This window comes from Pseudomonas sp. PMCC200344 (assembly GCF_030053095.1).
GTDB lineage: Bacteria > Pseudomonadota > Gammaproteobacteria > Pseudomonadales > Pseudomonadaceae > Aquipseudomonas > Aquipseudomonas svalbardensis.
Map to the genome: position 1 here is coordinate 2,229,140 of NZ_CP125618.1, position 14,232 is coordinate 2,243,371.

Annotated in this window: 12 protein-coding genes and 2 pseudogenes; 8 read left to right on the plus strand and 6 right to left on the minus strand. The window is 57.5% G+C overall.

Annotated elements, in window-relative coordinates:
- Positions 1–473 precede the first annotated feature (473 nt).
- Positions 474–2,021 carry a TerC family protein gene (locus tag QFW87_RS09940; protein ID WP_283190386.1) on the plus strand — a complete coding sequence of 516 codons (1,548 nt, stop codon included), beginning with the start codon at positions 474–476 and terminating at the stop codon, positions 2,019–2,021.
- A gap of 116 nt (positions 2,022–2,137) precedes the next feature.
- Here the strand turns inward: QFW87_RS09940 and QFW87_RS09945 are convergent.
- The 3 genes and pseudogenes from QFW87_RS09945 to QFW87_RS09955 all read right to left on the minus strand — a co-directional run bounded on the left by QFW87_RS09945 (position 2,138) and on the right by QFW87_RS09955 (position 4,431).
- Positions 2,138–3,685: pseudogene (locus QFW87_RS09945) on the minus strand (IS66 family transposase).
- Between the two features lie 81 nt (positions 3,686–3,766).
- Complete coding sequence (gene tnpB, locus QFW87_RS09950; RefSeq protein WP_283190387.1) at positions 3,767–4,102, minus strand: IS66 family insertion sequence element accessory protein TnpB; 336 nt, start codon at positions 4,100–4,102, stop codon at positions 3,767–3,769.
- Positions 4,099–4,431 (minus strand): transposase, encoded by a 333-nt coding sequence (locus QFW87_RS09955; RefSeq protein WP_149629057.1) that lies wholly within the window; start codon positions 4,429–4,431, stop codon positions 4,099–4,101. The genes tnpB and QFW87_RS09955 overlap by 4 nt, the downstream gene beginning before the upstream one ends.
- 945 nt (positions 4,432–5,376) lie before the next feature.
- Between QFW87_RS09955 and QFW87_RS09960 the strand changes: the two genes are divergently transcribed.
- Genes QFW87_RS09960 through QFW87_RS09975 form a run of 4 tightly spaced genes read left to right on the plus strand, consistent with a single transcriptional unit; the run spans position 5,377 to position 8,432 of the window.
- Entirely contained in the window at positions 5,377–6,159 is a 783-nt protein-coding gene (locus QFW87_RS09960; RefSeq protein ID WP_283190388.1) for a transporter substrate-binding domain-containing protein, read from the plus strand.
- A gap of 57 nt (positions 6,160–6,216) precedes the next feature.
- Positions 6,217–6,945: an ABC transporter permease gene (locus QFW87_RS09965; RefSeq protein ID WP_283190389.1), complete on the plus strand. Its 729-nt coding sequence runs from the start codon at positions 6,217–6,219 to the stop codon at positions 6,943–6,945.
- On the plus strand, positions 6,942–7,652 hold the full coding sequence (locus QFW87_RS09970; protein WP_283190390.1) for an ABC transporter permease: 711 nt from the start codon (positions 6,942–6,944) through the stop codon (positions 7,650–7,652). Before QFW87_RS09965 ends, QFW87_RS09970 begins: the two co-directional genes overlap by 4 nt.
- Before the next feature lie 15 nt (positions 7,653–7,667).
- Complete coding sequence (locus QFW87_RS09975; RefSeq protein ID WP_283190391.1) at positions 7,668–8,432, plus strand: ATP-binding cassette domain-containing protein; 765 nt, start codon at positions 7,668–7,670, stop codon at positions 8,430–8,432.
- A gap of 224 nt (positions 8,433–8,656) precedes the next feature.
- Here QFW87_RS09975 and QFW87_RS09980 read toward each other — a convergent pair.
- Together QFW87_RS09980 and QFW87_RS09985 are read right to left on the minus strand one after the other, a co-directional pair.
- Positions 8,657–8,848, minus strand: a pseudogene (locus tag QFW87_RS09980) (integrase); the annotation flags it as partial.
- A gap of 274 nt (positions 8,849–9,122) precedes the next feature.
- Complete coding sequence (locus QFW87_RS09985; protein ID WP_283190392.1) at positions 9,123–9,941, minus strand: arginase family protein; 819 nt, start codon at positions 9,939–9,941, stop codon at positions 9,123–9,125.
- A gap of 214 nt (positions 9,942–10,155) precedes the next feature.
- Here QFW87_RS09985 and QFW87_RS09990 point away from each other — a divergent pair, with 214 nt between their 5' ends.
- From QFW87_RS09990 to QFW87_RS10000, 3 genes are read left to right on the plus strand one after another with little or no spacing between them, the layout of a single operon-like run.
- Positions 10,156–11,445 carry an FAD-binding oxidoreductase gene (locus tag QFW87_RS09990; RefSeq protein ID WP_283190393.1) on the plus strand — a complete coding sequence of 430 codons (1,290 nt, stop codon included), beginning with the start codon at positions 10,156–10,158 and terminating at the stop codon, positions 11,443–11,445.
- Between the two features lie 25 nt (positions 11,446–11,470).
- The gene (locus tag QFW87_RS09995; RefSeq protein ID WP_283190394.1) at positions 11,471–12,028 is read left to right on the plus strand and encodes a cupin domain-containing protein; all 558 of its coding nucleotides are present in this window, start codon (positions 11,471–11,473) and stop codon (positions 12,026–12,028) included.
- Positions 12,029–12,050: 22 nt separating this feature from the next.
- Positions 12,051–13,397, plus strand: a complete 1,347-nt coding sequence (locus QFW87_RS10000) for a glutamine synthetase family protein (RefSeq protein ID WP_283190395.1) — start codon at positions 12,051–12,053, stop codon at positions 13,395–13,397.
- 51 nt (positions 13,398–13,448) lie between these two features.
- Here the strand turns inward: QFW87_RS10000 and QFW87_RS10005 are convergent, their stop codons facing one another.
- The gene (locus QFW87_RS10005) at positions 13,449–14,231 is read right to left on the minus strand and encodes a LysR family transcriptional regulator (RefSeq protein ID WP_283190396.1); all 783 of its coding nucleotides are present in this window, start codon (positions 14,229–14,231) and stop codon (positions 13,449–13,451) included.
- Position 14,232: the final 1 nt, after the last annotated feature.

The following is a 14,232-nucleotide window of genomic DNA, read 5'->3' on the forward strand; positions in this document are numbered from 1 at the left end:
GTTGGCCGGATGATGTTACGAGTCACTAGGGGCAAAATTCGGTGCACAGCCATTCCCAATATCTACTGCCGCTTTGTCAGATTCTGTAATAATTGGTCTCGTATGAGGCGCTCCGAAACATTGTAGGATTTCATCCCCAATTTTTTTCAGGTCTTTATGAGCACCCTCCTGGAGCCTCCCAGTAGTTTTTTTCAATCCACACCTTGTATCAGTTCGCTCTCCGCTGTTAGGCGTAGATCTCGTTTTTTAAGATCGCTTAACCTCGAAATCTCGTCTGTAGGTTTCTCAGCGATTACTTTCCCCAAGTCGAACTGTGTCATCTCCAAAGCTTTACCTCCTTGCATACGCTTGGGGAAGCCTTTCTCTCTTGCGCCTTTCGCACTGAACATCAAATCCGCTCCGTCGAGCAGGAGTTCGTGTTTTCGTGCAGTTCACTCATTAGCCCTAACTCTACGAGAGATTGAATAATCCCTATGGAATGGATTGCTGATCCCACTGCATGGCTTGGCCTGCTGACCCTGATCGTGCTGGAGCTGGTGCTCGGCATCGATAACCTTGTGTTCATTGCCATCTTGGCTGACAAGCTACCGCCGGAGCAGCGAGATCGTGCGCGTGTCATCGGCCTATCCCTTGCGTTGTTGATGCGTCTTGGCTTGCTGGCCAGCATCTCCTGGATGGTCACCCTTACCGAACCTTTGTTCGAGGTCTTCGACAAGACGTTCTCGGGCCGAGACTTAATCATGCTGTTCGGTGGTGTGTTCCTGTTGTTCAAGGCAACCATGGAGTTGCATGAGCGACTCGAAGGACATGTGACAGAACGTTCAGGTAATGCGGCCTATGCGATGTTCTGGCCTATCGTTGCGCAGATTGTGGTGTTGGATGCGGTCTTCTCGCTGGACGCTGTGATCACTGCTGTGGGCATGGTGGAACACCTGTCGGTCATGATGATCGCTGTGATTTTTTCCATTGGCCTGATGATCATCGCAAGTAAGCCGCTGACTAACTTCGTCAACGGGCACCCAACCGTCATCATGCTCTGCCTGGGCTTCTTGATGATGATCGGCTTCAGCCTCACCGCTGAGGGCCTGGGCTTTCACATTCCGAAAGGCTATCTGTACGCGGCGATTGGATTCTCGATCCTGATCGAACTGTTCAACCAGTTGGCTCGCTCACGTCGCAAGAAGAGCCTGCATGGTCTTCGCCCCATGCGTGAGCGTACCGCGCATGCAGTGATGCGTTTGCTGGGTGGTCACAAGTTGGGGGTCGATGAAGTCGGTGAAGAAATCGCTGACATGCTGTCAGGCGATGAAGCAGAACAGGTTTTCCACCGACGGGAGCGCGTCATGATCAGTGGCGTACTTCAGTTGGCGGAACGCCCTATACGCGGTGTCATGACCCCTCGTGCAGAAATCGACCAAATTGACTTAGCCGACTCTCCAGAAGAAATTCGCACAAAGCTGATGCACTCGTCGTACTCCAGGTTGCCGTTGATCCGGGAGGGGCGCGTTGATGAGCCGTTGGGGTTCATCCACAAGAAGGAGCTGCTCAAGGAGCTGTTGGCAGGTAATGAGCCGAATCTGGAAGCCATGGCGCGCAAGGCTATCAACTTGCTGGACAACTTCACGATTCTCAACGCGCTGGAACAGATGCGTAAAGAGTCGACTCACATCGCTTTCGTGGTGAACGAGTTCGGTGACTTCATCGGTATTCTTACCATGACCGACATTCTTGAATCCATCGCAGGTGAGTTGCCGGATGCCAGTGAAATTGAAGGCCCGAACATCGTTGCTGAGGATGGCGGTTTCCTCGTCAGCGGTGCGCTGAATCTCAGCCAGATTCGCGAACACATCGGTTTCCAAGCGAAAGCGACCGATGACTATCAGACGCTCGCGGGGTTGGTTATGAGCCTGCTGGATCGCTTGCCGATCATTGGAGACAAGCTCAATTGGCAGGAGTGGAGCATGACCGTTGTCGAGGTCGAAGAGCGGCGAGTGACGAAGGTGCTGTTGCGTAAAGAATGATAATAGAAAACAAGGCCGCATTTGCGGCCTTGTTTGTTTTCAGGGTATTACTCGTGCGAATGCCCGTGGACAATAAGCGTCTGCTGGGGGCTCCTTTCGTAAGCCTGGGAGGTAAGCTAGACCGGAATCCACTGATGCGGCAGCAGTTGCCCGATCTCACTTGCTCGCTGCGTCGGCAGCCGCGTCAGCACATCCTTCAGATAGGCATACGGATCATGCCCATTCATGCGCGCTGACTGGATCAGGCTCATAATCGCCGCCGCGCGCTTGCCGCTGCGCAGCGAACCTGCAAAGAGCCAGTTTTTGCGACCCAACGCCCATGGTCGGATTTGGTTTTCGCACCAATTATTGTCAATGGGTACGGCCCCGTCATCGAGGTAGCGCGACAGCGCCGTCCAGCGTTTGAGGCTGTAATCCAGAGCTTTGCTTATCGCCGAGCCGTCGTGCACGATCTGGCGCTGGGCGATCATCCAGGCATGCAGAGCATCCATCACCGGTACAGCTTTTTCTTGCCGTATTCGGCGGCGTAAATCCGGTTCAAGGTTGCGGGCTTCGCTCTCGATTTCGTAAAGCAACTGGATGTAGCGCAAGGCCTGTTCGGCGAGCTGGCTCTTGTTGGTGGCGTGCAGTTCGAAGAACTTGCGCCGTGCATGGGCCATGCAGCCGATCTCGGTGACGCCGAGTTCAAAGCTGGCCTTGTAGCCGCCAAAATCATCACAGACCAGCTTGCCTTTCCAGTCTTGCAGGAAGTTGCATGCATGCTCTCCGGCGCGGCTCGGGCTGAAGTCGTAAACGACCGCCGCCAAGTCCGAGAACTGGGTGGTGGCGTAGGCCCAGACATACGCGCGATGGGTTTTCTTTGCGCCCGGCGTAAGCATCTGCACCGGCGTTTCATCGGCATGTATTACGCCATGTTCGAGAACCGCATCGCGCAGGGCATCGACCAGCGGCTGCAACTGCACACCACAGCTGCCGACCCATTGCGCCAAGGTCGAGCGGGCGATGACCAGACCGGCCCGACCAAAAATCGACTCCTGACGATAGAGCGGTAAATGGTCGGCGAACTTTGCGATCATCACGTGGGCTAGCAGGCCGGCGGTCGGGATGCCCTTGTCGATGACCTGCGCCGGAACCGGCGCCTGGATCAGCGTTTCGCACTGGCCGCAGACCCACTTGCCTCGGATATGACGCTCGACGGTGAACACGCCTGGCGTGTAGTCGAGTTTCTCGCTGACATCCTCGCCGATACGCTTGAGGGCGCAGCCGCACTGGCAGTGGCTGTTGTCGGGTTCGTGGTGGATCAGGGTGCGCGGAAACTGCGGCGGCAAGGCGGTACGCTTGGGTTTTTACCGAGCCTCGGTCGAAACGGGAGCGGGTTGTAGCGCTTCAAGTTCGGCTTCGATGGCTGCGATGTCAGTGTCGATCAGGTCGTCAAGCAGGCTGGCCTGATCCGGGCTCAGTTGCTCGCTGCGCTTGGCAAACTTGAAGCGCTTGAGCTGCGCGATCTCGTGGGCCAGTTTCTCGTTGACCGTTTTGTGATGGTGGATTTTCTTACCCATCGTCTCGACTTTCTGATCGAGATTCTCGACACGCCGCATCAACTGCGCCGCCAGAGCGCGCAGTTGTTCAGGGTTTAGTTGGTCGAGGTTTGGAAGCGAAGTCATGCCGCCGATTTTGCCAGAGCAAGGCTACACCGGCGATAGACTCATCGGACAATTGCACGGCCAGGCTGGCCATGGCAGGCGTCACACGATGGAAATCGCGCCGCTTGGCCCAACTCTTTGCCAAGGCAAACCCAGCACCAGGGCATGCAGTTGTTCGGCACCTAATTCCATCTGAGAGCCGTATCGAGAACCCGGCCAGAAGAACTTGCCTTGATGCAGGCGGCGCGCCGCCAGCCAAATACCCAACCCGTCGTGCACCAGCACTTTCATGCGATTGGCGCGGCGGTTGGCAAACAAATAAGCACAGTGCTGCTGCGCCGCACCGAACACGGCGACCACACGCGCCAGCGCGGTTTCGGTGCCGGCGCGCATGTCCATGGGCTCGGTGGCGAGCCAGATGGAGTCGATGCGGATCATCGCAACAGGTCTCGAAGAAAGGTCGCACAGGCAGCCGCGCTGTCGGTCGGCCAGTTCACTTTGACGGTGCCGCGTGGGTGTGGGATTTCGAGGCAGATCATGGCCGGGGTGAAATCCGATCGTGACGCTGGCGACGGTAATGCCACCGGGATAAAGGCAGGTTGCAGGGCGACACTTTTCTGCGACTGTAGCCGAATCCACTTATGGACGAGGTTCGCGTTGAGACTGTGGCTCAGCGCGACGCTGGCGATCGAAGCGCCGGGCTGGGCACACTCTTGAATGACCTGGGCTTTGAAGGATTTGGAGTAGGAACGGCGTTGTGGCTGCATGAAATACCCGCTTAAAAGGCTAGAACTGGTGCCCACTTAAATTTAAGTGCACACCATGTCTTGGCTTTGCGGGGCTGGGTAGATGACTTGGCCGGACGCATACACCGAAGTGGCCTAACACCGATATCTATCTAAACGCAGATGGCAACATCGACATGCTAAAAGAGAGCGGTACTGACGTAGACAGGTTGAAAGAGTGTCAATGGGACCGAGCCAAGCCTTAGGTTGATGCCTTCGTTGCGGGCTGAAGTAAGCTGGCTGCTCGCTCACACCAAAGAACTGTCATCCTGCGCGGCGGTAAACGGAGGGTGAGAGCGAGTGAATTCTACGGTATGAGTCGTCCTTGATTTAGTAGACACCTCCGACCGGCTGCTAATGGCCGTTTTCTGCCTGTCAGGACTGATCGGAAACGACCCGTTGCAACCATTAATGGACTGCCTGAAATTTCCATCTGCCGCCCGCCAATTCTCCCTTCTCGTCAAGCCCCCGACACATCCAACTGGTCAGGTGGAATGCAAATGGGGGGCGAGTCGAAGGAATTATCAGCCGCACATCGCCCCATCGTGTCGGGGCTTTGGCAGTACCAGGATGCAATTTTCGCGTCCGCGAAAATGGAAGCTACCCCATGCTAAACAACCTGTGTGCCCCTGCCCGAAAGTTGAGCAGGTACAGTCAAACACCAGGGGCAATTTTCGGTCAGCGGCAACACGCCAAATCATCATATAGTCACTATTTCTCGTCATAATGACCAATGATTCGTTAAATCAACGCACTTTTCGTCTTATCGTCGCACTCGCTTGCTTCTAAACTACTTTCCCCGCGGGCTCTGCCTTCTACGCGAGGGAGCGCGACCTGTCGGGTGTTAGTTCTTCCAAAGTCTCATACGAGCTCCATAACAGTACTCATGAGTCACAAGCGCTCATGTTGGTCCTTGGGAATAAAACAATGAAAAAAAAATTTCTCACCCTTTCTGCATTGGCTTTGTGTGTAGCTGCCGGTTCCTCGCTGGCCAAGGAGTACAAGGAGTTGCGTTTTGGCGTCGACCCCTCTTATGCGCCGTTCGAATCCAAGGCCGCCGATGGCAGCCTGGTGGGCTTCGATATCGATCTGGGCAACGCGATCTGTGCCGAACTGAAGGTCAAATGCAAATGGGTCGAAAGCGACTTCGACGGCATGATCCCTGGCCTCAAGGCCAACAAGTTCGACGGTGTGATCTCGTCCATGACCGTCACGCCGGCGCGGGAGAAAGTCATCGATTTCTCGAGCGAGCTGTTCTCTGGCCCGACCGCGCTGGTTTTCAAGAAAGGCGCGGCCCTCGGCACCGATCCGGCCTCCCTCAAGGGCAAGAAAGTCGGCTACGAGCAAGGCACCATCCAGGAAGCCTACGCCAAGGCCGTGCTGGACAAGGCCGGGGTCGAGACCCAGGCGTACGCCAACCAGGACCAGGTGTACGCTGACCTGATCTCCGGACGCCTCGACGCCTCGATCCAGGACATGCTGCAAGCCGAACTGGGCTTCCTGAAGTCGCCACCAGGCGTCGACTTCCAAATCAGCGAGCCGGTCGATAGCGAGTTGCTTCCCGCGAAAACCGCAGTGGGCATCAGCAAAGGCAACGCCGAGCTCCAGGCCTTGCTGAACAAAGGCATCAAGGCACTGCACGACAATGGCACCTACGCTGCCGTCCAGCAGAAGCACTTTGGCGACCTGAATCTCCACAGCGGCCAATAATGCCCCCTGCGCCCATCTGACGATGGGCGTTTTTTTTGAATGCCAAAGGGCTGCTCAATGTTCGAACACCTATTGCACATACTGGGGCTTTCCGGCTTCAGCCTAAAGGGCTTCGGCCCGCTGTTGGTGCAAGGCACCTGGATGACCGTCCAGCTGTCCTTTCTATCGCTGCTGGTGAGCGTCGGCCTGGGTCTGTTCGGCGCCAGTGCCAAGCTTTCGAGATCGGCGCTGCTGCGCGTTCCCGCGCAAGCCTACACCACGCTGATCCGCGGCGTGCCGGACCTGGTGCTGATGTTGCTGATCTTCTACAGCCTGCAAACCTGGCTGACCAGCCTGACCGAATACCTGGGTTGGGAATACATCGACATCAATCCGTTCAGCGCCGGGGTCATCACCTTGGGCTTCATCTACGGGGCGTATTTCACCGAGACCTTTCGCGGCGCCATCCTCGCTGTACCGCGCGGGCAGATGGAAGCGGCTACCGCCTACGGCCTGACCCGTGCCCAGCGCTTTCGCCTGGTGGTGTTTCCGCAAATGATGCGCTTTGCCCTGCCGGGCATCGGTAATAACTGGATGGTGATCCTCAAGGCCACCGCGCTGGTGTCGATCATTGGCCTGGCCGATCTGGTCAAGGTGGCCCAGGACGCGGGCAAAAGCTCCTATCAACTGTTCTTCTTCCTGGTGCTGGCCGCCTTGATCTATCTGGTGATTACCACCGCTTCCAATTACGTCTTGCGCCGGCTGGAAGTCTTCTATGCCGCAGGCACCCGGGAGGCCGTACGATGATCGAACTTCTGCAGGAATACTGGCGACCCTTCCTGTACCAGGATGGCAGTCACATCACCGGCCTGGCCATGACCCTCTGGCTGCTCAGTGCCTCGATCTTCTTCGGCTTCGTGATGTCGATCCCGCTGTCGATTGCCCGGGTCTCGAGCAATGTCTGGGTGCGCTGGCCGGTGCAGTTCTACACCTACCTGTTCCGCGGTACGCCGCTGTATATCCAGTTGCTGATTTGCTACACCGGGATCTACAGCCTGGCCGCGGTGCGTGCCCAGCCAGTACTGGATGCGTTCTTTCGCGACGCGATGAACTGCACCATCCTGGCCTTCGCCCTGAACACCTGCGCTTACACCACGGAGATCTTCGCCGGGGCCATCCGCAGCATGAACCACGGTGAAGTGGAAGCGGCCAAGGCCTATGGGCTGCGCGGCTGGAGGCTGTACGCCTACGTGATCATGCCGTCGGCCCTGCGCCGCTCGTTGCCGTACTACAGCAACGAAGTGATCCTGATGCTGCACTCGACCACCGTGGCCTTCACCGCCACCATCCCGGACATTTTGAAAGTCGCGCGGGACGCCAACTCGGCGACCTTCCTGACCTTCCAGTCGTTCGGCATCGCCGCGTTGATCTACCTGGCAGTCACTTTCTCCCTGGTCGGCCTGTTCCGCCTGGCTGAACGCCGTTGGCTGTCTTTCCTTGGTCCGGCTCACTAATTCAGGATGCTGTTCATGTACAAACTGACCGTTGAAAACCTGCACAAAAGCTACGGCAACCTCGAAGTGCTCAAGGGCGTTTCGCTAAACGCCAGGACCGGCGATGTTATCAGCCTGATTGGCGCCAGTGGTTCGGGCAAGAGCACCTTCCTGCGTTGCATCAACTTCCTGGAAACGCCCAACGACGGCGCCATGAGCCTGGACAACCAGCCTATCCGCATGGTCCATGACCAACACGGCATGCGCGTGGCCGACGCCGATGAACTGCAGCGCCTGCGCACGCGCCTGGCGATGGTGTTCCAGCACTTCAACCTGTGGAGCCACATGACCGTGCTCGACAACATCACCATGGCCCCACGCCGGGTGCTGGGCGTCAGCAAGAAGGATGCGGAGGAGCGCGCCCGGCGCTATCTGGACAAGGTCGGTTTGCCGTCGCGGGTCGCCGACCAGTACCCGGCGTTCCTCTCGGGTGGCCAGCAACAACGGGTCGCCATCGCCCGGGCCCTGAGCATGGAACCGGAGATCATGCTGTTCGACGAGCCGACCTCGGCCCTGGACCCGGAACTGGTGGGCGAAGTGCTCAAGGTAATCCAGGGGCTGGCCGAGGAAGGCCGGACCATGATCATGGTGACCCACGAAATGAGCTTTGCGCGCAAAGTGTCGAACCAGGTGCTGTTCCTGCACCAGGGGCGGGTCGAAGAGCAGGGTGCGCCCGAGGCCGTACTGGGCAACCCGCAAAGCGAACGCCTGAAGCAGTTTCTCAGCGGCAACCTGAAGTAAGCCCCATAATTCATGCACCTTTGAGCGACTACAGGGCGTTCTCAATCAGGCCAGCCAAATGACGGTAGACACGAGGCTCAACATCGCCTGATAGTTCCTGACCGGTCGCTCATACCCCACAAGGAAGACTCCATGCGCGTCGAGTTCCATCCCCTGTTGTTTAAGCCAGCCACTGGCTCACTCGATACCCGTTTACACTGTTGACTAGTGAGCAGAAGAGTACACAGCTTGGTTAAGTCACAGGCACGCAGACTGCTGTCGATAGCCAAGTTGAAGAGAGCTAGATCCCGTGTCTTCTCCGCGAGCTGGAGTCTGACCCGGATGGCCCAGATATCTCTGATTCGAAGCGGGGCTTTCTCCCCGACAAGCTTTCCCTTGTTCCAAGGCTGATGGCCGTATGTAGCAATAGTGTTCATGGCTTGTCCTTCGCGTTGAGGGAGGACAAAGATGGATCAGTCACGGTGCATGGTCGCTTTCCGACCCCAAACGGTCATTGGGACTGTGGCCAATAATCCTGAATTTCATACCATGTTGCCTTGGACACCACCTCTATATGTTTCTGCTTGTCGGAAGTGAACGTGGAGTCCAGAGTGCCCATCGCTATCGAGATCCACTCGGCGGCAGACCACGTCAGCACCGATCGCATTCATTCCGCACATGCCGGCAGCACTTGCATGACATCCCACATGTTCAACCCTGGGTAGCCGGATTAGATGTTCGATACGCCAGGAGAATACAAAGGGTCCAGCGAATCGAGATCGAAAGTGACATAAACAGGGTATCTTCGCCGATAATTTCGCGGATTACCTTGAATTCGGCAGCAGGGCCCATCTTGTGAAACTCAAGGGCCTCAATCACGCGATAGCCGGCTTTTTCACTAAAGCTGCCTTCGGTTTCGGCATCCATGTGCCCCCGCATTCCGATCTGGATGACTTTTTTCGGGGCGACTAATCCTTCGTCACACATGATCTTGGTCCAAGCACCGGCCCATTCGACATTGCCCAGAAACTTGTCGCCGTAATCACTGGCGTCATAAAAGTCGTGGTGGGCGTCAAAGTGAACCATAGCCAGCGGTTCATTGGTCACCGTGGACTCGGCGCTCCTCAAGGCGCGCAGAATTGGCAAGGTCACCGAGTGATCGCCGCCAATAGAGACCGGCTTGATGCCTGCCGCTACGAGAGGCATGTAAAACTCTTGGATGTCCTTGATCGTTTGATCGTTGTGCATGGCGTTCGGCAGCGGTGTATCGCCCATGTCACAAATTCGGCACTGCTCCCAAGGCGACAGTTTGTACTCGCGATGGACTCGTCGATAGCCCATGGACACATCACGCATGGCGCGTGGACCGAAGTGCTGGTCACGCTCGTTCCAGCCATTGCCACTAGAGTGCGGTACACCTACCAGGCCTATATCGACGGCAGCCAGATCGCGTTCCATTGGGCAGCGAAAAAGTGTCGGCACTCCCCACCACGCAAACATTTCCATCTGGTCGAAATTCTTGTCAGTCATCACTTGCCCTCATCCAGTGTGCAACGCATTTGCGAAAAGCCGCGTCACGGAGCGCGGCGGATTGGGCGCGGCATGTCTGTTTGTTTTCATTGAATAAATGCGAAGTTACAATTAATTACATTGATAACCTATCAATGTAATTCGAGTTGCGGATGTGAAATTTGTGCTGTAGTTTTTCATGAAATTATAAAAACATAATTTCACGAGGCCTCGAATGTTTCAGCAATCCAAGCGACATGTCGCCAGCTATTACGCTCACAGTTGCGCCGATCACCTGGTACCTCGGGCCGGGCTGTCGGGTGAGCACGACACCGACGTCGTGATCGTCGGTGCTGGCTTCAGTGGCCTGCACACTGCGTTGCGCCTCGCTTTGGCCGGCAAACGGGTGACGCTGCTGGAAGCCAGCCGCGTGGCGTGGGCCGCCTCGGGGCGCAATGGCGGGCAGGCCATTCTCGGCTGGTCGTGTGACATGCCACCGCTGGAAGCCGCGTTGGGTTATGAACGTGCCCGGCGTCTGTGGGACGGCATGCGTTGGGCCGCCAGGGAGTTGCGTGAATTGCCGGGGCGTCATGGCTTCGACTGTGACTATCGGGCCGGGCATCTGTGGACCTCGGTCATGCCGCGCCGGGTCAGCCTGTTGACCGAATGGCAACGCGAAGCCAGTCATAAGTGGGGTCATCACGGGTTGCAGTTCATCAGCCGTGAGCAGTTGCCCAGTTGGGTGGCCAGCTATCGCTATCAGGCCGGTCTCTACGATCCCGAAGGCGCTCACCTCAACCCGCTGAAACTGGCGCTGGGCCTGGCAGCGGCTATCGAGCGTGCTGGCGGACGCATTCATGAACAAAGCAAAGCGTTGAGTTATCGAGAAGAGGGTGGCCGTTTTCGGGTGAATACCGAGCATGGGTCGATTAAGGCCGATGTGCTGGTATTGGCCTGCAACGCCTACCTGGACCGGCTCGATCCAAAACTGGCCAGTTGCGTGTTGCCGGTCGGGACGTATCAGGTCGCTACCGCCCCGCTGACGTGTGAGCAGGCCAAGGCGCTGCTGCCGACCAATGTGTGCGTGACCGATAATCAGTTTGTCCTCGACTACTTCCGTCGCACCCCTGATCACCGCTTGCTGTTCGGCGGTGGCTGCACCTATCTGGGCGGCCTGCCCAAGGACATTGCTGGTGCAACCCGGCCTTTCCTGGAGCGCGTGTTTCCGCAGCTCAAGGGTGTCGATCTGGAGTTTGCCTGGGGCGGACACATCGACCTCACCTTGAACCGCACACCGGACGTCGGACGTCAGGGTGATCGTTACTGGCTACAAGGGTACTCCGGGCATGGCGTGCTCCCGACACTGGCGGCCGCCCGCGCGGTGGCCGATGCGATTCTCGGCCAGGGGGATGAATTGGCGTTGTATCAAGGCTTGAGTAATGGCAGCTTTCCCGGCGGCAAGTACCTGGCCGCGCCGCTGGAAGCCATCGGCAAAGCCTGGTACCGACTGCGCGACAGCATTTGATGAGTCATTGACCGGAATCCCAGCCATGAACAAGCAAGAAGAAATCGCCGCGCTGGCGATCCTTATTCACGATTTGCGCAAACATAAGAAATTCACCTTGAAGGACCTGGCCGACCAGATCGGCCGTTCAGTGGGTTTTTTGTCTCAAGTCGAGCGTGGCTTGTCTCGGCCAACGGTAGCCGATCTGACGGCGATCAGCGAAACCCTGGGCGTACCGACGACCTATTTCTATAGCTTGCCAAAACCCAAGGTTCTGCCGTGGGTGACCCGGCCTGACGAGCGTCGCACGTTGTATTACGCCAACGGGATTACCGACGTGCTGGTTTCGCCCAAGATGCGGGCCTCGTTTTCGATGCTCGAAAGTCATCTGGAAGCCGGCGCCAGCAGTGGTGACAGGCACCTGACCGACAGCTCGGAGCAGGGCGGCTACGTACTCGAGGGCGAGTTGACGCTCTGGCTGGGGGATGACGAAGACCCTGTCACTTTACGAACCGGCGACAGTTTTCAGTTCGACAGTCACACCCGTTGCCGTTACGGCAACCTTACCGAGCATCTCACGCGAGTGCTCTGGGTCTACACCTGATAACAACAAAGGAACAACCAAGATGGATGCTGCCTGCTCTGATTTGCTGTCCGAAGTGCGTGCTTTTCGCCAACGCTACCCCGAGGTGCGTTATGTCGACCTGATTTCCCTGGACATTCCGGGACACTTTTACGGCAAACGTTATCCCGTTGAGATGCTGGAAAAAGTCGCGGCCGGCAGCGCGCTCAAGCTGCCCCAGAACTGTGTGTTGCTGGGCGTGCAGGGCGGGTTGTTCAAAATCGGTGACTACTGCTTTAACGACGGTGACCCGGACGCGCTGCGTCGATTGGTCCCCGGCACACTCAAACCGGTGACCTGGGAAGCACAGCCGCTGGGACAGATGCTGATCACTTCGGATGGCACTGAGGCGCCTATCGTTTTCGAACCGCGCGAAGTCTTGGCGCAGGTCCTGGATCGCCTGCGCAGCAAAGGCATTCACCCGGTGGTGGCCTTCGAGCTGGAGTTCTATCTGTTCGATAAGCAGCTGCGCGATGGGCAACCACAGTTCCCCCGCGATCTGCTGACGGACGATGCGGATGATCAGCCGAATATGCACATCGAACGGCTGTCGCGCTTTTCTCCGGTGCTCGATGAAATGGTCGAGGCGGCGCGGACCCAAGGCATCGATACCACGGTGATCACTGCCGAACTTGGTCCGGGTCAATTCGAGATTAATTTTGGTCACCTCGATGACGGTCTGCGTGCCGCCGACTGGGCCGCTCTGTTTTGCCGCAGCACTCGCGGTGTCGCCCTCAAGCATGGTTACCGCGCCAGCTTCATGGCCAAGCCTTATTTGCAGCACCCGGGCAGCGGCATGCATGTGCATGTCAGTCTGTACGATGCTGCCGGTAATAACCTGTTGGCGGCTAACCAGCAGCAACCACTGCGGCACGCCGTGGCTGGTTGTCTGGAACTGCTGCCGCACTGCATGCCGATCTTCGCGCCGAACCAGAATGCCATGCGTCGCTTGGGCGGCACGGTAAACGTAGCCACCCAAGCGAGCTGGGGGTTCGAGGATCGCGATGCGTGCTTGCGCATTCCGGAGTCGGACTCGAAAAACCTGCGTATCGAATACCGTCTGGCCGGTGCCGATGCCCACCCCTATCTGGTGCTGGCGGCGATTCTGGTGGGGCTGGAACATGGCCTGCAAGCAGGCAAAGAACCCATCGCGCCACTCAACGAAGACCGCAACAGTGGGATCGGCTTCCCGCTGGAAATGCTGGACGCCGTTCGCGCGATGCAGCATCAACCGCAACTGCGCGAAGGTCTGGGGGCTGAATTCGTGGATGTGTATTGCGAGAACAAACGCCAGGACCATCTGGCGTTCATGCAAGAGATCAGTGCTCGCGAGTATCGCTGGTACATGTAAAACCGAGGCGTACGGGTGTTGAGTGTAATGACGCTCAACACCCGTTGGTTTCTAATCGTTACTGGCGTCAGCAAAGGCCTGCATCAAGTCTTCAACCAACGCTTGCTGGGCCTCGCTCGGCTGACGGCCGCGATGGTTCGTCAGGTGAAATTGCACGTTGTGGCCCAGCCGCTGCGGTTCTAGCGGTCGTAACAATCCTCGGGCTTCCCAAGGCGCTGCGATGTGCTGGGGCAGGTAGCCGATATGGGCGCCAGAAAGAATGAAGGCCAAACTGCCCTCGACCTGCTCGGTGCGCCCGGTGCTATGGCCAGGCAGATAGGGTTCGGCAGCGTTGACGAACCGGTAGGGATATCGCACGCCGTCACAGGCATCGAGATGCGCCTGAGTGACCTTCGACACACCGAACAATGGATGACTCTTGGCGCAGTACAACTGTTGTTGCTCGCTGAACAGCGGATGGTAATCCAGCGAGCTTTGCTGTCCCGAGAAATAACCGATAGCCAAATGCAGCTGATCCTGTAGCAGACGGCGCTCGAGTTCGGCTGGCATGGCACTGAGCAGATCGATCTGCACCGCCTGATTGCGTTTGCGAAACAAGCCGATGGCGTGCGCGACACGTTCGAGCACTTGTGAGTCGAGTGACTCGGACAACCCGATGGACAGTTCGCCGAGCAACGTGTCGGCCATCCCCAGTGCCTCACCCTTGAACACCTCGATCGAGGAGAACAACTTGCGGGTGGCTTGCAGTACTCGCTCACCCTTGGGCGTCAGGTGAAAGCCCGCCTTGCCGCGTTCGCACAGGCGATACCCGAGGCGGGTTTCGAGCTTGGCCATT

Excerpts from the sequence above, each read along its gene's own strand:
- tnpB (WP_283190387.1), bottom strand. The coding sequence starts at position 4,102 with ATGATCCGCATCGACTCCATCTGGCTCGCCACCGAGCCCATGGACATG.
- QFW87_RS09995 (WP_283190394.1), top strand. The coding sequence starts at position 11,471 with ATGAACAAGCAAGAAGAAATCGCCGCGCTGGCGATCCTTATTCACGAT.
- QFW87_RS10000 (WP_283190395.1), top strand. The coding sequence starts at position 12,051 with ATGGATGCTGCCTGCTCTGATTTGCTGTCCGAAGTGCGTGCTTTTCGC.
- QFW87_RS09955 (WP_149629057.1), bottom strand. The coding sequence starts at position 4,431 with ATGCAGCCACAACGCCGTTCCTACTCCAAATCCTTCAAAGCCCAGGTC.
- QFW87_RS09940 (WP_283190386.1), top strand. The coding sequence starts at position 474 with ATGGAATGGATTGCTGATCCCACTGCATGGCTTGGCCTGCTGACCCTG.
- QFW87_RS09960 (WP_283190388.1), top strand. The coding sequence starts at position 5,377 with ATGAAAAAAAAATTTCTCACCCTTTCTGCATTGGCTTTGTGTGTAGCT.
- QFW87_RS09970 (WP_283190390.1), top strand. The coding sequence starts at position 6,942 with ATGATCGAACTTCTGCAGGAATACTGGCGACCCTTCCTGTACCAGGAT.
- QFW87_RS10005 (WP_283190396.1), bottom strand. The coding sequence starts at position 14,231 with ATGGCCAAGCTCGAAACCCGCCTCGGGTATCGCCTGTGCGAACGCGGC.
- QFW87_RS09975 (WP_283190391.1), top strand. The coding sequence starts at position 7,668 with ATGTACAAACTGACCGTTGAAAACCTGCACAAAAGCTACGGCAACCTC.
- QFW87_RS09985 (WP_283190392.1), bottom strand. The coding sequence starts at position 9,941 with ATGACTGACAAGAATTTCGACCAGATGGAAATGTTTGCGTGGTGGGGA.
- QFW87_RS09990 (WP_283190393.1), top strand. The coding sequence starts at position 10,156 with ATGTTTCAGCAATCCAAGCGACATGTCGCCAGCTATTACGCTCACAGT.
- QFW87_RS09965 (WP_283190389.1), top strand. The coding sequence starts at position 6,217 with ATGTTCGAACACCTATTGCACATACTGGGGCTTTCCGGCTTCAGCCTA.